This window comes from Bacteroidales bacterium (assembly GCA_035342335.1).
In the GTDB taxonomy this organism is placed as follows: domain Bacteria; phylum Bacteroidota; class Bacteroidia; order Bacteroidales; family JAGONC01; genus JAGONC01.
Window position 1 is genome coordinate 20376 of the sequence record DAOQWY010000006.1, and the last position, 22038, is coordinate 42413.

General features: G+C 47.7%; 18 protein-coding genes and 1 tRNA gene. 7 read left to right on the forward strand and 12 right to left on the reverse strand.

From position 1 onward, the window contains the following. Positions 1–1272 carry a hypothetical protein gene (locus tag PKI34_04510; GenBank protein ID HNS17068.1) on the reverse strand — a complete coding sequence of 424 codons (1272 nt, stop codon included), beginning with the start codon at positions 1270–1272 and terminating at the stop codon, positions 1–3. Further along, positions 1229–1993 carry a type III pantothenate kinase gene (locus tag PKI34_04515; GenBank protein ID HNS17069.1) on the reverse strand — a complete coding sequence of 255 codons (765 nt, stop codon included), beginning with the start codon at positions 1991–1993 and terminating at the stop codon, positions 1229–1231. Before PKI34_04515 ends, PKI34_04510 begins: the two co-directional genes overlap by 44 nt. Positions 1994–2106: 113 nt before the next feature. Between PKI34_04515 and PKI34_04520 the strand changes: the two genes are divergently transcribed. Then, a tRNA-Phe gene (locus PKI34_04520) sits at positions 2107–2179 on the forward strand. Between the two features lie 309 nt (positions 2180–2488). On the opposite strand, the gene PKI34_04525 is transcribed toward PKI34_04520, so the two are convergent. Continuing rightward, entirely contained in the window at positions 2489–4591 is a 2103-nt protein-coding gene (locus PKI34_04525; protein HNS17070.1) for an adenylate/guanylate cyclase domain-containing protein, read from the reverse strand. 317 nt (positions 4592–4908) lie between these two features. Between PKI34_04525 and PKI34_04530 the strand changes: the two genes are divergently transcribed. Next, positions 4909–5649 carry a peroxiredoxin gene (locus tag PKI34_04530; GenBank protein HNS17071.1) on the forward strand — a complete coding sequence of 247 codons (741 nt, stop codon included), beginning with the start codon at positions 4909–4911 and terminating at the stop codon, positions 5647–5649. Positions 5650–6422: 773 nt separating this feature from the next. Here PKI34_04530 and PKI34_04535 read toward each other — a convergent pair. Beyond that, positions 6423–6560 carry a hypothetical protein gene (locus PKI34_04535; protein ID HNS17072.1) on the reverse strand — a complete coding sequence of 46 codons (138 nt, stop codon included), beginning with the start codon at positions 6558–6560 and terminating at the stop codon, positions 6423–6425. A gap of 108 nt (positions 6561–6668) precedes the next feature. Here PKI34_04535 and PKI34_04540 point away from each other — a divergent pair, with 108 nt between their 5' ends. Next, positions 6669–7142, forward strand: a complete 474-nt coding sequence (locus tag PKI34_04540; GenBank protein ID HNS17073.1) for a DUF302 domain-containing protein — start codon at positions 6669–6671, stop codon at positions 7140–7142. Between the two features lie 107 nt (positions 7143–7249). On the opposite strand, the gene PKI34_04545 is transcribed toward PKI34_04540, so the two are convergent. From PKI34_04545 to PKI34_04560, 4 genes are all read right to left on the reverse strand, one after another. Beyond that, positions 7250–7441 (reverse strand): hypothetical protein, encoded by a 192-nt coding sequence (locus tag PKI34_04545; protein ID HNS17074.1) that lies wholly within the window; start codon positions 7439–7441, stop codon positions 7250–7252. A gap of 117 nt (positions 7442–7558) precedes the next feature. Then, complete coding sequence (locus tag PKI34_04550; protein ID HNS17075.1) at positions 7559–7783, reverse strand: adenylate/guanylate cyclase domain-containing protein; 225 nt, start codon at positions 7781–7783, stop codon at positions 7559–7561. A 541-nt stretch (positions 7784–8324) separates the two neighbouring features. Next, the gene (locus PKI34_04555; GenBank protein ID HNS17076.1) at positions 8325–10319 is read right to left on the reverse strand and encodes a tail fiber domain-containing protein; all 1995 of its coding nucleotides are present in this window, start codon (positions 10317–10319) and stop codon (positions 8325–8327) included. Positions 10320–10601: 282 nt separating this feature from the next. Beyond that, positions 10602–13073 carry a tail fiber domain-containing protein gene (locus PKI34_04560; GenBank protein ID HNS17077.1) on the reverse strand — a complete coding sequence of 824 codons (2472 nt, stop codon included), beginning with the start codon at positions 13071–13073 and terminating at the stop codon, positions 10602–10604. Positions 13074–13367: 294 nt separating this feature from the next. Between PKI34_04560 and PKI34_04565 the strand changes: the two genes are divergently transcribed. Beyond that, the gene (locus PKI34_04565; GenBank protein HNS17078.1) at positions 13368–14285 is read left to right on the forward strand and encodes a hypothetical protein; all 918 of its coding nucleotides are present in this window, start codon (positions 13368–13370) and stop codon (positions 14283–14285) included. 110 nt (positions 14286–14395) lie between these two features. Here PKI34_04565 and PKI34_04570 read toward each other — a convergent pair whose 3' ends face one another. Genes PKI34_04570 through PKI34_04580 form a run of 3 tightly spaced genes read right to left on the reverse strand, consistent with a single transcriptional unit; the run spans position 14396 to position 19543 of the window. Further along, entirely contained in the window at positions 14396–16009 is a 1614-nt protein-coding gene (locus PKI34_04570; GenBank protein ID HNS17079.1) for an amidase, read from the reverse strand. A gap of 30 nt (positions 16010–16039) precedes the next feature. After that, positions 16040–17356: an FAD-binding oxidoreductase gene (locus PKI34_04575; GenBank protein ID HNS17080.1), complete on the reverse strand. Its 1317-nt coding sequence runs from the start codon at positions 17354–17356 to the stop codon at positions 16040–16042. A 45-nt stretch (positions 17357–17401) separates the two neighbouring features. Next, positions 17402–19543 carry an adenylate/guanylate cyclase domain-containing protein gene (locus tag PKI34_04580; protein HNS17081.1) on the reverse strand — a complete coding sequence of 714 codons (2142 nt, stop codon included), beginning with the start codon at positions 19541–19543 and terminating at the stop codon, positions 17402–17404. 193 nt (positions 19544–19736) lie between these two features. Between PKI34_04580 and PKI34_04585 the strand changes: the two genes are divergently transcribed. The 3 genes from PKI34_04585 to PKI34_04595 all read left to right on the forward strand — a co-directional run bounded on the left by PKI34_04585 (position 19737) and on the right by PKI34_04595 (position 21759). After that, positions 19737–20510 carry a hypothetical protein gene (locus tag PKI34_04585; protein ID HNS17082.1) on the forward strand — a complete coding sequence of 258 codons (774 nt, stop codon included), beginning with the start codon at positions 19737–19739 and terminating at the stop codon, positions 20508–20510. 309 nt (positions 20511–20819) lie between these two features. After that, positions 20820–21410: a nucleotidyltransferase domain-containing protein gene (locus tag PKI34_04590; protein HNS17083.1), complete on the forward strand. Its 591-nt coding sequence runs from the start codon at positions 20820–20822 to the stop codon at positions 21408–21410. Continuing rightward, entirely contained in the window at positions 21403–21759 is a 357-nt protein-coding gene (locus PKI34_04595) for a DUF86 domain-containing protein (GenBank protein HNS17084.1), read from the forward strand. The genes PKI34_04590 and PKI34_04595 overlap by 8 nt, the downstream gene beginning before the upstream one ends. Before the next feature lie 67 nt (positions 21760–21826). Here the strand turns inward: PKI34_04595 and PKI34_04600 are convergent, their stop codons facing one another. Beyond that, positions 21827–21970 (reverse strand): hypothetical protein, encoded by a 144-nt coding sequence (locus PKI34_04600; GenBank protein HNS17085.1) that lies wholly within the window; start codon positions 21968–21970, stop codon positions 21827–21829. Positions 21971–22038 lie beyond the last annotated feature (68 nt).

Consider the following 22038-nt stretch of genomic DNA (forward strand, 5'->3'; position numbering starts at 1 on the left):
TTAGTAGAATTTGCTTCTGATGAACCATCGTTCGTAAAGGGATAATCCTATGCTCAGCCGGACATAGTTTTCTTTCAGCAGTCCATTGCTGGTCGTTCCGCGTTGTCCTATTTCCACTGCAAGGTTTATCATGGATTGAGTGCTTTTTAGTGGCAGTCCTGCTCCAAAAGTCAGGCCAAACTCATTGATCTGTGTCCCACGCAGTTTCAGGGAGGTTTTATTGTAGTGAGCCCCAAGCCTGTACTGGATCTTCTGGGCATAGTTTGCCGTGGCGGCGACAGAGGGTCTGAACTGGCCTCCGGCTGCAATCCGTAAGGAATTATCCAGTGAATCGTTCATGGAGAATGAGCGGAAGGCTGCCCATTCCTGCCAGTAGAAGTCCACGCCGGCGGTCCAGCGGTTAGGGTTCTCCAGGGTGAATCCGCCCCCGACAGCACGGGGAAGTTCAATGGTACCTTTCTGATCGGGCTGATAGGCGATCGTATCGTAAATATTGTCAATGTTGTTCAGGGCCGGAACGAATGTTTCGGCCAGCAGGTAGCGTTTCGTATTCAGGGAGGCAGGGAGTTCGTAGACCAGGCCGGTGGTCAGCCGGAGGGAGGGAGAAAGGCTGGCCGCATACTGGGCGCCGATTTCGAACATGAAGTCCTGCACGAACCGGTTGGCGATGACCCGAAAGCTATAGATGAAAGCCGAGTCGGGAAAGTCGACGATCTGCTGGTAGTCGAGGTCTCCGAAAAGGAAGTTGGCGTTGACGCCCACGGATAAGTTTTTGAGGGGCCGGACGGCCAGCCCGAAGTGGGCGCGGTTCAGTCCGCCGGAGGCTTCATATTCGTTGGTGATCCGGCCAATGCTATCCTGGAAATAGTCATTGTAGATCAGGTATCCCACGCGGCTGTAGGGCATCAGGCCGATACTTGCCTTCATCCAGCGGGTAATGGGGAATCCGAAGAGCATATAGCCCAGCTGCACATTCCGTGAGGTGATGGAGAGGTCTTCCGAATGGGTTTGCACGACATCCGCCAGGATCCCTCCCTGCAGCAGAAAGGAGGTAGAGTCAAAAAAACCATAGGATGCGGGGTTCAGGATGTTGATGAACGAGTTTCCCTGCCATCCGATCCCGATCCCGCCCATCGCCGCATTGATGCTGGTCTTTCCGGGATAGAGGTTCCCGACGCCGAAATTGGAATAGGGGGAGTTGATATCCTGTGCCGTTGCCCATAAGCCATTAATCAGAACCACCAGTAGCAGTGTGCGTCGAATGTTTTTCACCAAGGTTATAGGATAAAATTAGATTTAGCCCTTCCAAAACAATGTTTGGAATTGCAAAGATGTTAATTTTTAGTCTTTTCTCAAAAAAATCTGCATCACCTCCCGACAAAATTATCTTAATATCAGGGTATTCCAGCTGATATTGTTTGATGATTCCCTTCATTTCGGCCAGGACACCGTTAAGTACGCCGGCCAGTATGGATTCCCGGGTATTTTCACCGATCAATGGGGGAGGAGAATCCATTTCAATTAACGGAAGGTGGGCGGTAAAATTATGCAGGGCTTTAAAGCGCATATGGATGCCGGGCGAGATGCTTCCGCCCAGGTATTCCTTGTTGGCGTTGATCATGTCATAGGTGATGCAGGTTCCGGCGGAGATGGCCAGGATATCCTGACGGGGGATCCGTTCCTGGGCGGCGACCACGGCTGCCAGGCGGTCTTTTCCCAGGGTTATCGGGGTCTCGTACGTATTGGTGATTGGTACGGGGACCTGTTCAGTCAGTTCGATGAACCGGTAGGTGTGGTTGAGCCAGGAGATCAATTCCGGCGGGCAGTTGCCGGTGGAGGCGAGGATGGCGGCGCGGATCTGTTCCTTTGCGGGCAGGTGGTCTTTCAGGATCTGCCGGCTGAGTTCCCTGAAGGGTTTGAAGTAGACCAGTGTGTGCCGGTCGAACAGGGCTATCTTCTTGAGGGTATTTCCGTAATCGATGACAAGGTTCATGATGGAAAAATCGGTGTCGTGTTAATGAAGAGCGAATATACGGTTTTTTTAATTTTTGAATTTTGAATTTTGATCTTTGATCTTTTCTTTCCTATCTTTGCGCCGCTTAAGCCGGTACCATAGCTCAGCAGGTAGAGCAACGGACTGAAAATCCGTGAGTCCCTGGTTCGATTCCGGGTGGTACCACGACAAAAAGCCCTGTGAGCAGGGCTTTTTGATATCTGATGAACGATTAACGGATATCTGATTTCTGATTTCAACTCATAATTCAAAGATCAGCATTCCTTGTTCGTACTTCAATACTTCGAACGCGCAGCGTTACATCAGACGCCTCAGCGATCCACAGACACGTATCATATACAGGAATATCAATCCTACACTTACAAGTCAAAATGAGCTGGGTATAGCCCACGACAGCGAGAGGGGCAAATTGGGGATTTGGTTACCTGGAATATACTGAATTTCTTTTACCTGAGCCGGGCACAGAAGCCATGGTCATTTTCCCAGTCCCATTTTCCTTAGCAAAGCAATAGTTCTCGAATCCGACCGGAGATCATCATAGATGGGCTCTATCTTCATCCTTGTCAGACGGAAATCCCGTTCCTGATATGATTTCTCAAACCACTCAAACATATGATCCCTGTAGCCAAGTCCATAATAAATGATAGCTATATCAAATGCTACCGTATATCCCTGCTCCATGAAATCAAACAGGTCATGGAGTGCCTTTAATGCATTATCCTTATCTCCGGATCGTGCGTAAGCGAATCCAAGCAGTGACAGTCCGTAAGGATTATTACCAACGATGGTTCGCATCTTCTTAAATTCAGTAATCGCTTCATCAAACTTTCCATGAAGCGTATAAATATAACCTAAGGGTAAGTGGGCAGGAGCAAAGTCCGGATCAAGTTCAAGTGTTTTATGATATTGATCGATGGCTTTATCATATTGACGCATAAAAAACAAAACATCACCCAGATTGACATTTATGATTGGCGAAAGAGGATCAAGTTCCAAAGCCCGGTTAATTTCTGACAAAGCTTCATCTGACCTTCCCAGAAGATATAAGTATATGGTATACCAGTGATGCGCTGTTGGATAGTTTGGATTAATCTCAATTGCCTTCTTATATTCAATTTCTGCACCTGTCCAGTCCCATTCATAATCTTGCTTAATAATTCCCAAAACAGAATGTGGTTCTGCGAGTGCCGGATCAAGTTCCAGTGCTTTTTTTGCCGCACTATCAGCCTTTCGATAACTTTCACTGGAGGATAGTGCTGCATATTCAGGGAGCAATACATAGGTTGAAGCCAGTCCGGTATATGCCATTGCATATTCTGGATCTTTTTCAATTGCCTGGCTGAAATAACCAATAGCCTTTTGCAGATCAGTTGCCGTTCGTTTATTCCAAAAGAATCGTCCTTTAAGATATAATTGGTATGCTTCTGTGTTTTCGGTCTGTTGCTTCTCAATTTTATCTCCAGGCAATAGCTTTGTCTTTAGCGCATCAACAATCGCCAGTGAGATCTCATCCTGGATGACAAATACATCTTTCAACTCACGATCATAGGTATTCGACCAGAGATGGTAACCATCACTGACATCAATCAGTTGAGCACTGATGCGGAGCTGGTTGCCTGATTTCCGAACACTTCCTTCAAGAATATTCCTCACATTCAGCTTCTCCCCAATATCCCTGATATCCACCTCTTTCCCTTTAAATGAAAATGCAGATGTTCTGGCTACCACTTTCAGCTCAGGAATATGTGACAATACGTTGATCAGCTCCTCGACCATCCCGTCGCAGAAATATTCCTGATCCTTTTCAGGACTAAGATTAGTAAACGGAAGCACAGCGATTGAATTTGTCCAGACCTGCCTGTTGTCTTTCAGGGCTGATCCCTCTTTATCGAATGGGGATGTTCCCTGCTTTTTGCAGAAAATAAAGTATCCACCAGTAATGATGATTGCCAGAATGATAACAGCGGCAATGCCGATGGTACGGTTTGGTGTTAATACTCCGAGCCCTGTTCTCAGCCATCCTTTACCCTGCTTGGGCTGAATATCTTTGGCTGAATGCTGTTCAGAAACCCTTTTAAAACATTCGGCAGAGATCGCATAGATCTTTACAGGTTCATCAATGTTTTTCAGCATCTTTTCGCCCAGGCAGTCCACTTTGATCCCCGGTTTGTTTCTGATATCGTCGTACACTTTTTCTGATATCAATATGCCACCGGGTTCACATAACGCCTGTATGCGGGATGCCACATTCACCCCATCGCCAAAGACATCCTTTTCTGAAATAACAATATCCCCAATATGAATCCCAATGCGAAGTTGAAAGTAGGCTTCCTCATTCAGGGTATTCTGAAGTTCAATGGCACACCGTATCGCATCCCAGGAACTCTGGAAAATGGACAATGTCCCGTCACCGATCTCTTTGATAAACTCACCATGATACTTGCGCAGTGATACCTTCTGCAACTCTCTGTTCTTGCCAAGGATCTGCAGGGCAACTTTCTCATCCTTTGTCATCAATGCCGAGTAGCCGACAATGTCGGTGAACATGATGGCGGCGAGTTTACGTTGTTCTTTCACTTACGGAAGGATTAAACACGTGTTTGTGTTGGCTTTCAGCCGTAAATATAAAGATTTAATCAGTAAATACAAACATGCCCGGCTGAGATATCAATCCCTTACTTTGACAGGAGAATGGTACAACGTGGCCTTCGTTAAATTAAAACAGGAAATCATGGACGTCAATTACCGAAATACTTTACGATACATTTACGTAAACAATTATTTAACAATAATTTAACAATGAGTCGTCGATAATATAACAATAATTTAACAGTGTTTTGTCAATAATATTACTTATTTTGCTACTTGTGTATAAATAATAGTAACCCATTCATATGAGAACAAAGACCAAAATACTGATTGCACTCATCCTGTTCATGGTCCCTGGCAGCATGATATCTTACTCCCAGGAAGGTAAAGTAACTGCTTTGCTGCTTGGCGATGCAGTCCCGTCGTTTGAAGCCCAAACATCGCAGGGATTCATTACGTTCCCGGATGATTTTTATGGAAAATGGAAGATCATTTTCAGCCACCCTGCAGACTTTACGCCTGTCTGTGCGACGGAAATTTTGTCTTTTGCCCTTATGCAGGATGAATTTCAAGCCTTGAACTGTGAATTGATCGGACTGTCGGTGGATAGTTATTCCAGTCACATTCAATGGATCCAGTCCCTGGAAAGCATCACGTATAAAGACAGGACCGGTATAAAGATAAATTTCCCCATTATAGCTGACCAGCATATGGAGGTTGCTCAGAAGCTGGGAATGGTACATCCCAATGCTATGTCAGCCCGGACCGTAAGGGCTGTCCTCATTATTGATCCGGAAGACAAGGTAAATGCCATCCTTTACTATCCCGTGCAAACCGGACGCAGTGTGGAGGAGATTAAAAGATTGTTGATCGCCCTGCAGACATCGGATCGACACAAAGTCGAAACGCCTGCTGAATGGCAACCTGGAAATGAGATTATTATAAGTAGCCCTCAGTCACGAAATGAACTGGAAAAACAGAAAAAATCAGAGATAAAGGGAACCATCAATTGTCTGGACTGGTATCTATGTTTCAAGAAATTGTAACTAATGACATCCGTTCTCACTCCCTGGGATGCATCGGGCCCCAGGACATGCTGAAGAAAGGTTTACTGGCAGTGGTTTCAGGGACCGGGCAGTGGTTTTTTTAACATGATGTCTCCATCGTTTCTGGTTACGCTGGACCGCTTGAATTACTTTATAAATGGAGCAATGGTTCATCAGACCAGGAAGCAAAATCATTTACAACGGGTGTGGGTAACGATACTCAAAAAATCTGGGTTGAAGTCACTGACCCTCAAACCGGATGTGTTTATTCCGATACATTGACCCTCATCTATCAGTTTGGATCCTGCGTGGGAATTAAAACGCCCTTAAAGGCAATATCGGCCTTGATTTTCCCGAATCCTGCACACGATATTGTGACTATTGAGTATAAAAGTGATACAGGTCCGGTTCAACTCTTTGTAATTGATGTCAAAGGACAGGTTGTTTACCAAGATTCTTTGGGAAATAAGGGTGAGGGCATTCAGCAAATCCGGATTGATCTTCACTTACTTCCCAGGGGAGTGTATCTTGTCAGATTGATCGGCGGGAAAGAACTTTATACCGGGAAGATTCTTCTGGATTAAGCAAAACCTTTCCACGTTAACCCATCCCCTGCGGAAAAGCCTACTTCACTACCTTTAGCTTGGTTCCTTTGAAGTAGGGATGACCGGCCAAACTGATAGCTCTCTGTTCCCGTCAGGCAACCGGCCCTGCTCGCCGGGCCGGTTGATATCTGATGAACGATTAACGGATATCTGATTTCTGATTTTATTTCAGAATTCAGAGGTCAGCATTCCTTGTTCGTACTTCCCTGCTTCTATATAATCCTGATCGTTTTTCTGAACTCCATTGAAATGCTTCCGGGGATGGTCGATGCAGGAAACAACTTGCTTTCCATCGACGAATTCCATATATTTACCGACTTTATATTATTTCAGCCTGAAAATCGGGGGTGCTCTATTTCAGGCATTTGATTAATTATTCAATACTATTTTTCCAATAAACACAGGAGGTACAATATGAATACAGTACTGGCAATTGTATGGGTATTGGTCGGTATGGCGCTAATGGGAATCATAGTATGGTTCTCCCTGCCTTCCCTGATGCTGATCAGGCATAAAAGCAAATTGGGCTATGAGGCCACCGTTTCCACCCTCGGTGAAACCCTTCAAAAGAAACAAGACTGGAAGGTGCTGACTGTCAATGACTACCAGAAGAGTACAGCAGCTTTCGGATCCCTGGAACGGGTCGGCAGTATAAACATCTGCAATCCGCGTTATGCATCAACGATCCTTGCCGATGAGAACGATCGTGGGGTTAGCGCTTTCATGCCCTTAGGTCTTGGAGTTTATGAGACCAAGAAAGGTCATGTATTGATCTCCCAGCTTAATGTCGGGCTGCTGGGCAAAATGTTCGGCGGCACCATTGCTGACGTTATGGGGAGGGTGGGGAAAGATATCAAGGACGTCATTGAATCTGTTTCCATGAAGTAGAGAACTATACCACGGCGGATTTCTTTTCTTACAGGACCCCCTTTGATCACGGGGCATCTTTATAGTTATCATGACTGGACTCGTCTTCCGATGCAAGCACTGGATAATCAAACTAATACCCCTCCCCCGTCCGGGCTGATAAAAGGATCGATCACAACGGTTTTGTCTCCCAGGTCAATGATCCCGGCATTGCAAATAGCATATCCTCCCTCATCGTTTTGAATGGCAGCATAAATGCCATCATCCAGCTTTTCCAGGGTATAATGCCTGGACTGGAGAAGTGCTGGTTTTCCATTCAACTGACATATAAACAGAAACCCCTAAGGATGAACAGGACGGACAGTCTCGTTTCCTTTTTTACTTTCATGACGGTTTAATTTGGCTGTTGGGTTTATTATTGTATGCATGGTATATCTTCAGCCGGCTCCGGACAAACATAAAGCCTGTATGCGGGATGCGATATTCACCCCGTCACCGATCTCTTTGATGAATTCACCATGGAACCGGCGGAGAGCTGCTTTCTGTAACTCTCTGTTTTTGTTGAGGATTTGAAGGGCCACTTTCTCATCTTTCGACATCAATGCCGAGTAGCCGACAATGTCGGTGAACATGATGGCGGCGAGCTTGCGTGTTTCTTTCATTTAAGAAAGGCTTGAATAGAAATCCGTGATGGTTTGAAGGTGTAACTATATGGAATGAATTGTTAAAAATCAAGTGTGTTATGGTTGGGATAGTGTTGTGAAACCAATCACTGGTACGACTGGTTCGACTGTAAGGTTGTTATAAAAAGAAAAGGAAGACTCATTTTATCCCTGTCCATATAAAAGTGTGATTGAATGGGATAACTATACTGATGTCTAAAAGTCCATGCCAAGTTTCCACCATCGATCGGATGTACATAGGTGGTGGTGGACCAATAATACGCTTCGGCCTTATCCAACAAAGGTGCCGGGTTATTGTACCAGGTATCCGGGTTATTGTATCAAGCGACCTATTTAATGGACGAACTACAGGTTCTGCATAATCCAAAACAACCCCTGTCACTTATCCCCTCCAAATATCCTGGTCATCCTGTAAATGACCGGAGGGTGTGTTTGATATCTGATTAACGATTAACGGATATTTGATTTAAATCGAAAATCAAATCTCAAATCAGATATCTGTTAATCGGTTAATCTGATATCATTCCCCCCTCCCCCGCTCCGCTTCCAACTCCTCCACTTTCCGCTGCAGCTCTTCGATCATCGCCTGTTGTTCCTGGATGGCCTTCACCAGGGGTGCGACAAACTCGGCATACCGCAGCCCATAGAATCCGTCGGTTTGTTGCGGAGCGTCCACACCCCTGAAATCATACCCGATACCCTTCGCCACCTGTTCAACTTCCTGGGCCACGAAACCTGTGTACACGATCTGTTCCTTGGCCATGACGCTTTCCCTGTACTCCGGAGATTCCATCCAGGATTGTTTGTCCTCAGGCAGGATGGCTGGCCTGTTTTTATGCAGGTTTGCGTCAAGCGACGTAATGTCGAGGGTATAGGTAACGGGCCGCAATTGCCGGATAAAATCCAGGCCGGGGACATCCTCACGGATATTCTTCTTGTACCGGCCATCCGAAAAGTCGGTCCACGGTTCATACCCTCCGATGCTGGTTACTCCTGTATTCCCTATAACCACCTTATTGGATGTATTCACGATCGCACCGTTACCCAAAGCCATGGCGTTTGTCAGGGTACCCTGTACATCCGACTCATTGCCGACACATGTAAGATAGTTACCTGTTACGTTAGTAACCCCTGCCCTGCGTCCAAGTCCGGTATTGTAACTACCGCTTGTATTGTAATAGAGCGAAGCGATCCCGAAGGCCGTGTTATGGTTTCCGCCTGTATTGTATCTAAGCGCCGCTTCCCCACCGGCAGAGTTAAAGATACCTGTCATATTGGAATAAAGTGCATAATATCCGCATGCTGTATTATAGTAGCCACTGGTGTTGCCAAAGAGTGCCTGATCACCAACGGCCGTGTTATACTGGCCCGTGTTGTTCCCTGCGGTAGCGCTCCCTTTGAGGGCCTCAGATCCCACAGCAGTGTTGTATGTCTCTCTTCCCCCGGGCTGGTCATCAGCATAAAACATTGCCTGGTAACCAATGGCCGTACTGCGGCTGTTGGCAACATTGTTGTAAAGTGCAGCCCTGCCCATGGCCGTGTTTTTATTGCCCGTGGTGTTTGAATACAATGCATGGACCCCGTATGCTGAATTATAGTCGCCTTCTGTGTTGGAACGGAGTGCTCCGCGACCGGAGGCGGTATTACTCTCGCCTTCTGTGTTGGACCAAAGCGCCTCATCTCCCAGGGCCGTATTGAACCGGCCCGTGTTGTTCCCGGCGGGACTGCTGCCTTTAAGGGCCTCATATCCTACTGCCGTATTGTATGTACTTCTTCCGCCGGGTTGGTTATCTGCATAATACATGGCCTGGTAACCGATAGCCGTACTGCGGCTGTTGGCCACATTCGAATTCAGCGCCCAGGTGCCGCAGGCTGTATTGTAACTGCCCGTGGTGGTGTTTCTAAGCGCATCGTGCCCAACGGCCGTGTTCCGGTAGCCAGTTGTATTATCAAAGAGTGCATGGTTTCCCACAGCCGTATTATAGATACCGGATGAATTGGACGAAAATGCCTGATAGCCAACGGTTGTGTTGTTGACATTATTTCCGCCTCCCCTGCCAATACGTACCCCGTTGATGCGGGCATCGGCCGAAACATCCAGCTTGAACTCCGGTACATTCATCCCAATACCCATATTGCCTCCTGCCTTGATATAAATCATATTGGCCGCGCTTCCGGGCTCGATGACGATCACATCCAGTGAGTTAGCGTGATCGCGGATCTTGAAGCCTCCAAAGGTAGTGGCCTTGAACTTCCAGTCCGCCCCGCTCAGATCATCCACCATCGAATAGGTCGCTCCACCACCGCCGCCGAGGTTACGGATGGTGATGGTGGGTTCGCCCATGTTCTTGGCCACATAGAGCAAGGTTCCGGGTGCATTGTTCCCGATGCCGACATTGCCCGCGTTGGTGTTGTAAATGTCAACGCCGCTGTACGACCACTGGCCAAAAGCCAGGTTCAGACCGTAGACAGAGACCAGGATCCCTGTAATCAATAAAAGTCGTAGTGTTTTCATCTGTTTTGGGATTAGTTGTTATAAGAAAATGATATGCACTGTTGAAGAATGTTGACAGGCATGACGTCTCCCGTTTTCTATTCTGCGTTAAAAATACAAAAAGGTATTTAAAAGTCAATACCCTTGTTGCATTGGTTCAGGAAAACGCTATGAAAAGATCTCTTAGATATCCGATAAACGATTAACCGATATCTGATTTTCGATTGGATTTTCGATTGGATTTTCGATTGGATTTTCGATTTAAATCAACTATCAGATATCGGTTAATCGGTTAATCTGATATCACTTACCCCGCTGCGTTTCCAATGCCTCCACTTTCTGCCGCAGCTGTTCGATCATCGCCTGCTGCTCCTGGATGGCCTTGACAAGGGGAACCACGAACTGGCTGTATGCAATGCTATAATTATCATTATCATCAGCAGGAACGTGGACGCCATCAAAGTCGTAACCACAGGCTGCTGCTGCCTGAACGACTTCCTGGGCGACAAAGCCACTGTGACGGATAGCTTTTGATGAAGTGAAATCCTGTTCATTCAGACGCTCATTGCGCAGGCTGTCCGGCATATCCTTCATCAGGAACTCGGTGAACTTTCGTGTATCAAAGTTGTAGACCACAGGCCTTAACTGCAGGATGAACGCCAGACCCTGAACACTTTCAGTTATATTCTGCTTGAACCTGGCATCAGAGGGCCAGCTCCAGTCCACCTGTCCTTCGATCACCGTCACAGCTGCATTTCCGACGCGAATCTTGTTACTGGTATTCACTATGGCACCATACCCGAGGACCATTGCATTGCTTAAACTGCTCGAACCTACATCGGTTGAGGCTCCCAACGCTGTAAGGGTATAACCGTAATAGTTGGAAATAAGTGCATTATCACCGCAGGCGGTATTCGAGTAACCGGTATAGTTTTCACGTAGTGCCCCGTACCCAATGGCTGTATTATTTTCACCAGTCTCGTTGGACCAGAGTGACTCGTGTCCTGTGGCAGTATTAAAGTTGCCGGTTTCATTATACTCTAATGCCCGGCTGCCGATGGCCGTATTAGCATGGCCACTCGTGTTCAAACCAAGTGCTACATAGCCATAAGCTGTATTGCTATTTCCAGTCGTGTTGGAATAAAGTGCCTCCATTCCGCCAGCAGTATTCGTGTTGCCTGTCGTGTTGGTGTAAAGTGCCTTATATCCAATGGTCGTATTGCAATCTCCGGAAGTGTTGGAATAAAGAGCCTGGAAACCCGTAGCAGTATTTTGGTGGCCTGTTGTGTTAAATCGAAGGGCCCTGGAACCGACAGCAGTATTGCAGATTGCCTGCCACGATTGAGACGCTCCCACGCTATTGTTGTACAATGCGCTATCACCCACGGCCACCAAATGGCTGCGGTCTGTGTCGTTATATAAAGAACCCGCACCCACTGCAACATTGAAGGAACCAGTTGAGTTGGCGCCGGCCTTTGTGCCCAGAAATGTATTGTTATTGATAGGATTGACCTCACCTGCATATTGACTGTTTACTTTAAACCGTAGTGGTTGGTTATCTGTTGTGCCCACAAAGTTCACCGCCGGATTTGTGCCTGCGTTGCCGGTAAGCTCCCATCCGGTCGTCGTGGCTGAGCACGGCACCCAGGTGGTGCCGTTCCAAGTGAGCGCCTGGCCGGTGGTGGCTCCCTGCTGGGCAATCTTGAGCACATTGCTTGCCGTACCGTCGCCCGCCAGGGTGGCATTTGTGCTCACCACCTGGTCGCCCCAGTCATCACCCGGAACGGTCACTGTATTGCCCGAACTGATGGTCAGCTGGTCACCGGTCACCGATAAGGTCTGAAGCTCATTGCTCGTACTACTATCCACCTCCGAGGTCAGATAACCAGCGGTAGTATGATCTCCCCAACCATAGGCTGCATTCCATTGATCTGAATTTCCTCCATTTGAAGTTATAACGCCATTCACATCCAACTTTGTCCCTGGGTTATTTTTTCCCACCCCCACATTCCCTCCGGATTTAATGTAAATCGAATTGGCAGCACTATTGGGCTCAAAAACAGCCACATCCATCAGGTTGGCATGATCGCGGATCTTAAAACCTCCGTACGTTGTCGCCTTGAACTTCCAGTCGGCCCCGCTCAGATCATCCACCATCGCGTAGGTCGCCCCGCCGCCGCCGCCAAGGTTACGAATGGTGATGGTGGGTTCGCCCATGTTCTTGGCCACATAGAGCAAGGTTCCGGGCGCGTTGTTCCCGATACCGACATTACCCGCAGGATAGCTCCCTCCATGACCGGTGATCACATGGCCGCCCGTGATCTCCCAGTCGAAATCATCGCCACGCTCCCCGCTGCCACTCTTTGCAGCATAAAAGGCATACGGAACGGATAGCAGCTCGGAAACACCCATCAGTTCATAATTTGTTCCCCCTGACGGATCCATTTCAATGCGCAGAAAGTGGCTGCCCCCGCCCCAGTCAATGGCAGCCATGCTGCCTGCAATGCCCTTGCCCCTGCCAACTGCCACATTGATAAGGCCCTGTTCACTGGTAGTGACTGAGTGGACTTCCCGGTAGACTTCCGGACCATCCGTGGTGGATTGCAGGATACTGACTTGAAGGCTGATGTCCTGGCTGGCAAGTACCTGTCCCGTTTTATCCCTTGCTACAGCCTGGTACTTAAAGGATGGGGGTGCCTGGGACAGTACGGTAAAATTCATTGAACAGCTCATTAAGCCGATAAGGGCTATGATCCAGGTTGCGTGTTTGTTCATGGCGATGAGATTTAGGTGGAAGAAGATGAAATTGTCCTGAAAGATACGACAATGATTCCTGAAAGTCAATACCACACCTGGAAAGGGATATGCCGGGCACCTTGAAGAGGCCCCTGGCAGGGGTGCGACAAGCTCGGCGTACCTAAGTTTTCCTGTTGCACTTCCCTGAAAAATTCCTTATCTTTCGGGATCATTTTTCCGCTCTTTCACTGAACTCAGATCCCAATGAAAAGATCATATTTCCCCGTAGTTCTGCAAAAGGTTATTTTTGAATGAACTCAAAAATCCCAAAAGATGAAAACAACAAACTTTTTACCCGTCATTGGCCTTCTGATCATGTTTGCGTCCTCCAGTGAGTCATTTGGACAATGGTCGTACAACGGCAATGACATTTACAATGACAATGCCGGTTATGTCGGCGTAGGGAACAACACGCCGGGAACGCTTCTATATGTTGCAAAGAACATGGGCGAACCCACCATCGCCATCCGCAACCTCGGGGGAGGAGGGGGCGCAACCTACTCAATGGTGGATGATCTCAGCGGTGCGAACTGGAAGTTCAAGGCGACCACGTATGGTGGCTTCAAGATTCGCGACCAGGCCAATTCCCTGGATGTGTTAACGATTGAGCCGAACAGCGCAGCCAACTCACTCTACATTAAAACCGGCGGCAATGTGGGCATTGGATCCTATAATCCATCCTCCAAACTGGTGGTACGGGGACAGATACCCTCTCCAAGTGACTTTCTTGTCCATTTTGTCGACTATGATGATGGGACGGATGACATCCGAACGATACTTGCGTTGCGAAGGAACAGCACAGGCGGAATGACACAGGGTTTTGGCACCGCCGTGGATATCTTTCTGGATAATATGATATGCGGGAATCTGGTATGGTTTACCGAGGATATTGTGGGCAGCAATACCCAGCTCCAATTTAACCTGCGGTACAATGATCAGTTTCATACCCGGATGGTCATCCGGTCGGATGGTAAAGTCGGTATCGGGACCACAGATCCTCATCCTTCTGCCAAGCTGGAAATAAACAGTTCCGGGCAGGGCTTTCTTCCACCACGCATGACCACCGTCGAGATGGAATCGATTACGGATCCTGCAGAAGGATTGATCCTGTACAATACAACCCTGCAATCGCCCTGCTGGTACAACGGCTCCGAATGGATCTGTATGAGCGGATCCCCGGTCGATAAGTAGTCTTTTCTGCTTAACAGGAATATAATACGGAATTGTAACCGGGAAAACGGCCTACCATTAACGATTTAATTCAAAAATCAAAGATCACCGGTTCCTCTGTTCGTAAATCCCTACTTCAACGATTCCCTTAATGAGGGCTTCCGCCTGTTGTTGCTTGCCTGCTCAAAGGCATACGCTATCTTTAGCAGGACCGGCTCAGTCCAGGCTTTGCCGATGAGGCTGATTCCTACAGGGAGATCATGCACCCATCCTGCCGGGACCGTAATGGCGGGATAGCCTGAAATCGCTGCCAGATCGGAGCTTCCGCCGACATAGTGGTCACCATTGACCCAGTCGGTCGTCCAGGCTGGAGCATTTGTCGGAGCCACCAGGCAATCCAGGTGATGCTCCGCCATCCGGGTGCTGATGATCTCCCTGGTCAGTTTTTGGGACAGGGCAAGGGCGTCCTGATACTCCTTTGCATCCAATCCACCTTTTGCTTCCGCTTCCAGAAAGATCTCCTGTCCGAACCAGGGCATCTCTTCCGCCGGATGAGCCTCATTAAATGCAATGATCTCTGCAAGGGATCTCATGGGCGCACCCGGCCGTTCCGCAAGGTAGTTATTGAGATCATGTTTCAGTTCATACAACAGCACCTGCCATTCTGCTTCGTTCCAATTGCTGCGCTCTTTCGCGCATTCTACCTCCACCAGCTCCGCACCAAGGTCTTTCATCACGCCAAACGCCGATTTCATCACCTCATCCACTCCGGGGTGAAATCCCATAAAATCCGTAATGAACCCGATCCTTGCCCCTACCATACCTTTGGTATCGAGAAAAACCGTATAATCCGGATGGCAATTGCCCTTGCTATTTTCCGTTGCAGTGTCAGCATGATCCATTCCGCAAAGTGCACCAAGCAGGTACGCGGCATCCCGAACCGTACGGGCCATGGGACCGGCGGTATCCTGGCTGTGGGCAATGGGAACGATCCCGAACCGTGACCAAAGCCCAAGTGTTGGCTTTATGCCAACGATACCATTGGTTCCGGAAGGACAAACAATGGAGCCATCCGTTTCCGTACCGATGGCAATTGTACACAGGTTTGCGGTGACCGCCACGGCAGATCCGGAACTGGAGCCGCAGGGATTGCGGTCGAGAATGTAAGGATTCAGCACTTGTCCTCCCCGGCCGCTCCAGCCGCTAGATGACCGCGTTGAACGGATATTTGCCCACTCGCTCAGGTTGGTCTTGCCCAGCAACACGGCGCCGGATTCCCGGAGGCGACTGACAATGAACGCATCTTTCGGGGCACGGAAGCCTGAAAGAGCCAGCGATCCGGCCGTGGTCTGCATCCTGTCGGCCGTGTCAATGTTATCCTTGATCATGACAGGGATCCCATGCAGGGGCCCGCGGGTCTTTCCCGCTTTCCTTTCCCTGTCCATCTCCCGGGCAATCTCCAGAGCATCCGGGTTGGTCTCCAGCACGGATCTGAGCGTTGGGCCTGCCTGATCAATTTCTGCGATCCGGGAAAGGTACTTTTTTGTAATTTCTTCTGAGGAGAGCTCCCCGGAAGCCATCTTTTCCTGTAGCTGGTCAATGGTCATCTCGTCCAGTTCAAATGGTCCCACAGAGACTGGTTCATTTTCTTCGGGTCGTATGACGGATTTGCAGGAGATCACCGTTGAAAACGCCAGGGCTCCGCCACCCAGAGCTGCTGTTTTGAAGAATGTTCGTCGTTGCATGGTATGAAGTTTTAAATGATCATTTGGAATTTATGGACCCTCTCCCATCACCGTCCTGCAGGTCTTGGTATACAAATCCCGAAAAATATTATCCGGGTCAGTTTTACTTTTGACCTTGTCGTAATGATCCTTATTCCAGATTTCCCAGAACTCAGCTTCCGTGTAATAATTACCCGAGATGAGTGTTTTTATCCCTCCAATGTTCATCAGTTCCTCTTCAATGATCCTGTAATAGTTCTTGTCGCCCTTTTGTTTCATTCCGTAGATGGCCAGGTCCAGGAAAAGTTCATCGTTCGTCCTGTGAAGGAAATCGGTGGCAATCCATTCATACCTCCTGACAAGCTTATAGGGTACGCACCACAGGGGAAAATGATTCACTGCTTCCCGATACCAGTCCATAAATAAGCCGGCTTTCGAAAAAGGTATGAAGACATCCACTGTAAATGGAATTTGATCCGATGGAATCAGCCAGCGAAATGTATGTACCAGTTTGAGCGTCCTGTTGGAGTTCATGAATCTGCCGAAGATGAGCCTGGCCGGAAATGACCTGGGCGTCACATTGGTAACCCCTCTGTCGTACCTGAAGAAATAATCCTGCGTTTTGAGAAAATCTTCCTTTCGTTTTCCTGTACTCTGGTAATAGATCCTCATCCAGTCGTAACGGTGGGTGTAAGGTGCTTTCCCGGTAAAATTCGCCAGGCTGAGAACATATAATTCCGGAGAGTGAATGATGCCATCCATAAAATCAACGTCCTGATCCTTATAATGCTGCCATATGGCCAACGTATATTCTTCCAGGGTGTGAAATTTCTGATAGGTCACTTTCACGAAGGGCTTTGCCGGTATCAGCCTGAATGTCAGCCTCGAGATAATGCCAAGGGTGCCAAAGGTGCCGTGCACCATCTGGAACAACAGGCTGTTCTCATTTTCGGGAGTACAGACCAGTACCTCTCCTTTTGCGGTGATGACTTCATATTCAAGGCAGGTGTCATGAAATCCGCCATATTTGAACGACATGGACTCCAGGGAGCATCCTGCCACGGCTCCTCCGATGGTGATGGTCTTCAGTTCCGGGACAATGGCCGGCACCAGGCCATCTTTCAACGTTGCCTTTACCAGGTCGGCAAACGTGACCCCGGGCTCAGCCATACAGATATTCCTCTGCGGATCGGTATGGAGAATCGCGTTCAGGTCGCTGAGGTCAATTTTCTCGTCCGAATGTCGTTTATCCCTTAGCCTGGGAACTTCGTGCGAAACCGCTTTTTTCCTGAATGAAACAGGTTTGGGACTTTTTCGCTCCTGTAATTGCCGTACGATCCGGTTTACCTTTTGTTCATGCGCCAACATGATTTTCTCTTTATAATTTGCACAATCACCCGGGTTTTACCCGATCTACCTGCTTCGGAATTCAGCGGCCTGTTTATGATACGAAGTAAGGCCCATTCGTTCGATCAGGGCCAGGTAACGGGGATCATCCCGGAGGAAATGGTATTCGGGATAGCTCATGATCCGGGGTATGGCTGCAGAATGACCATCCACAGCCTTTTCCATCCAGTTCAGTGCCCCTTCTTTATCCTTCAGGATGGCACAGGCCCAGGCAATGTCCGAAAAAGTCGGGGATGGATCTGTCTGCCACAGGGTGATCAATAAATTCCACAGGCCCTCCATCCCTGCACTGTCGTAGATAGCCTCAACGGTAGATGCATGTTTGGATGTATACATATCCCTGGCTAAGAATTCCTGCAGGGTTTCGATGGCCAGAAAGTCTTTATCCTGGTAGAAATAGATCGTGAAAAACTGCAAATAGGTAAAAATATAGTCGGGATCTAGCTCCTGCGCCCGGATGTTGGCCTCCAGTGCTTCATCGTACCTGCCTTCCTTGATAAAATAAATGCAGCTTAAGCTCTGGTTCATAAAAAACACCGGGTCGAGTTCGATGGCCAGATTAATTTCTGCTCTTGCTGCGTTGTTTTCATCGAGGATATCCAGTAACTCAGCATAATACTGATGGGCAGCGGCATAATTGGGATTCAGCTGTATGGCCTGTTTCAGCATTTTCCTGGATTCTTCCCACTTCCAGTCATGGTAGCATAAAATCGAGCCCAGTGTTGCACAGGCCTCTGCCAGGCTTCCGTCCAGGTCCAGAGCCAGCAGGGCCAGCTCTTTTGCTTTTTCATATCCGGCCGGCCTCTCGTTCCAGCCCCACCAGGTCTGTAATAGAAGTGCGTCAGCCAATCCGGCGTATGCCAGTGCATAATCCGGGTCAGCAGCGATGGCCTGCTCAAAATAGGCGATACTTTTTTCCAGGGCCTCTTCACTTCTCTGATTACAGAAGAACCGCCCCTTGAGGTAAAACTCATAGGCTTGCGTATTTTGCGTTTGTTTTTTCTCCGCATACCGGTTATCCTCTGTCAGGAGCCTGGTTTTAAGTGCGCTGGCAATCGCTGAAGCGATCTCATCCTGGATCCGAAAAACATCTTTTAATTCGCGGTCAAAGGTCTGTGACCAGAGATGATAACCATTTTGTACATCGATAAGCTGAACGCTGATGCGCAGCTGGTTGTCTGATTTTCTGACACTTCCCTCAAGAATGGCATTCACCTTAAGCTCTCTGCCAATATCCCTCACGTTGATCTCCTTCCCTTTGAATGAAAATGCCGATGTCCTGGCCACCACTTTCAATCCGGGAATGTGTGCCATCACACCGATCAACTCCTCTGCCATGCCATCGCAGAAATATTCCTGGTCCTTATCAGGACTCAGGTCTGTGAAAGGAAGAACAGCGATCGAATTTGTCCAGGTCTTTTTGCCGGTCTGGTTGGCTGATCTTTCATCCTGCTGAAAGGTCTTTGAAGTGTCCTGTTTCTGGGTAACGATAAAGTATGCTCCCAAAGCAACAATGACGATGAGCATGGATACCCCGACGGCAAGGGCAGGTCTGCGGTTTAAAAATCCCCTCAAGGTTTCCACCCAATCCATCACTGCTCCGTGCCGTTGGTCGCTGCCAGCCTTTCCCTGTTCTAAAATAGCATGATAACATTCCTTGGAAAGTGAATAGATCTTCACCGGATCTTTAATGTTTTTCAGGGACTTTTCTCCAAGGCAGTCTGCTGCGATCCCTATCTTGTTCTTAATGTCATCATAAACTTTCTCTGAGATTAAAATCCCCCTAGGTTCACAAATGGCCTGTATATGGGATGCGATGTTCACACCATCGCCAAAGACATCCTTTTCTGAAACCACGATATCGCCTGTATGGATCCCTATCCGCAGTTGATAATATCCTGTCCGGTTCAGTGTGTTTTGCAGTTCCATTGCACAACTAACTGCATCAAAGGAGCTTTGAAAAATGGACAGGATCCCGTCGCCGATCTCTTTGATGAATTCCCCGTTGAACCGGTGCAGTGCAGTCTTCTGCAGTTCCCTGTTCTTTGAAAGGATCTTCAGGGCATTTTTTTCATCTTTCGACATCAGGGCCGTATAGCCGACGATATCGGTGAACATGATGGCGGCAAGCTTCCTGTGTTCTTTCATTGGTCAGGGCTTACGGGAAAGGGAGTGGTGACTTTGGGGCATAAATATAACAATTAATAAAATGTCACGGTTTATTGTTTTGGACATGAGAAGAACGACATTCCGAAAATCAAAGAGCAAAGAGTAAAAAGTAAAGAGCAAAACTACTTTTGATTCTATAGGGGCGCAAGAGCTGAAAGGCATCAAGGAGGCCATGGAAATCTATGAGGTCGTCATTGAAGGCATCACAACGCCTAAAAAGAAAGGCCTGGGGTATTTTTTCAGCACGTTATGGAGCAGGCGTGTCCCACAAGTCATAGGAATCTACCTTATCGGAGCCTGGTTGATACGCATGGCAGTGTCTTCGTTTGTCTCGGCCAAACTTTTATCACCCTATCTGGTCGATTTGTCCTGGGTGATCCTGCTTTCCCTGATCCCCTCTGTCCTTATTCTCACCTTTCATCACGGGAAAAGACGTTCGGGTAAATGGGCAAAAGCTGAACTCATCGGATTTCCGGCCAACCTCGTTCTTGCCGTTCTTCTCATTGTTTTTCTTTTCAGGGGGAAAGATCTCGGGGCAGCAACGACTTCGGTCACGATTGAAGATGAGAATGGTCAAAAAACCGAACGAACCATCCTGAAAAATGAATTCCGGAAAAAGATCCTTTTTTTCTTTTTCGAGAACAAAGGCGGCGACACTTCCCTGAACTGGCTTCAGTATGCCTTCCCGACAATGATCCAGTCTGATGCCAGCCAGGACATCTTCCCGGAAACGACCAATGCCCTGGCCTTTCTTCAGAAGCTAAGCGAAAAGGGATACCGGGATGGCATTACGGATGACCTGATGCTGCAGAAAGAGCTGGCCTCCAACCTCCATTATTCACACTTCATGACGGGTGAATTCAAACGGGCAGAAGGCAGCTATGTCCTCACCACAAGACTTTACAACACAAAAACAGGGAGGCTGATCGCTATCGGATACTGCTAAAAGATCATAGAATGATCGCATTTCAATAAAATCAAAAAGCAAAACTCAAAGAGTAAAGATCAACAGTACTTTTGATTTTTGAGTCTACTCCGAAAAGGGATCATCGAGCCTTAATTTAGGGCTAAAGCCCTATAAACCAGTGCTTTGGCTTACCCCGGCCTTAAGGCCGGGGTACTTGATAACCAACCAGTTAGTGGACTTCAGCCCAAATTTGTTACTTTTCGGAGTGGACTCTTCTTTAGAAATTGGAATTACTTTTCTTCTTACTAATAACTTTTGACCATTTTTGTCAAAACATTTTTATTCCAAATGGAAAATTTTGGGGAGGTCATCCGGAATTTACGACAGGAGAAAAAACTGCCGTTGCGCACAGTTGCTGCCTACCTTGACATTGATCAGGCCATCCTGAGTAAAATGGAAAGAGGACAAAGGAAAGCTTCAAGGGACATCGTTATCAGGTTGGCTCAACTTTTTAATACAGATAAAGACCGGTTGCTGGTGGCCTGGTTATCTGATCAGCTTGTTTACCAGGTCAGGGATGAGGAAATTGCATTGAAAGCGTTGCAGGTTGCAGAAGACAAGGTGTTTTACCATAGAAGGGGAAAAATTGACCGCGGCGCCATCATTAAAATGATCTGTGATTTCTTTAAAAACGACGGCCGGATCTCCAGGGCCTGGATATTCGGATCTTTTGCCCGGGGTGATGAGCGTCAGGACAGTGATATTGATTTGATGGTTTCCTATTCAGAAAAGGCAACAGGAACACTTTTAGATTATGCAGACATTAAATACCAACTGGAAAAGCTATTAAGCCGCAGCATTGATCTGGTGGAAGAAGGTCATGTTAAATCATTTGCGCTGGAATCTGTCAATCACGATAAAGTGCTGATTTATGGATAAAAGTGCTTCTTCAGATATTGAAAGGTTAAAGCAGGCTTCAGAGGCCATTGATTTGATTCTGAGATTTGCCGCTGGGAAAGCAGAAATCGATTTTTTACATGATCCGATGCGTAGCAGCAGTGTGCTATATCAGTTCATAGTCATTGGAGAAGCTATACGGAATATGGATCCGGAATTATTGGATAAATATCCCTACCCCTGGCATTTGCCCAGGTCTTTCAGAAATTATATCGTTCATGAGTATTTTGGAATTAACCTCAGACAGGTCTATAAAACGGTCACCGATTTGCTTCCGGAACTCAAGAAATTAATAGATCACATGATTGAAAACGAAGAGCTGTATCTGTGACGGCATATTACCACAATCAGTCATGCCAGCCATAGCAATTGAGTATGCTTAGAAAAGCTGATCACCGTCAATCGTCTTTCAGGCAGCGGACAGAAAAACCGATCTGCTTATTGGCGTCGTGTAACCGCATCACCCTGTCGTCGTAGTAAATTACCTCCCTGCGAAAAGCCCTATCGTTGTCGTCCTGTTTCTGCGTTGAAGTCCAGAACATACCACTGTATCCAATGCCATCCGTGGCTCCACCCCCGAAGCTGCGGTAGCCTTACGGGAGGGCCGTAA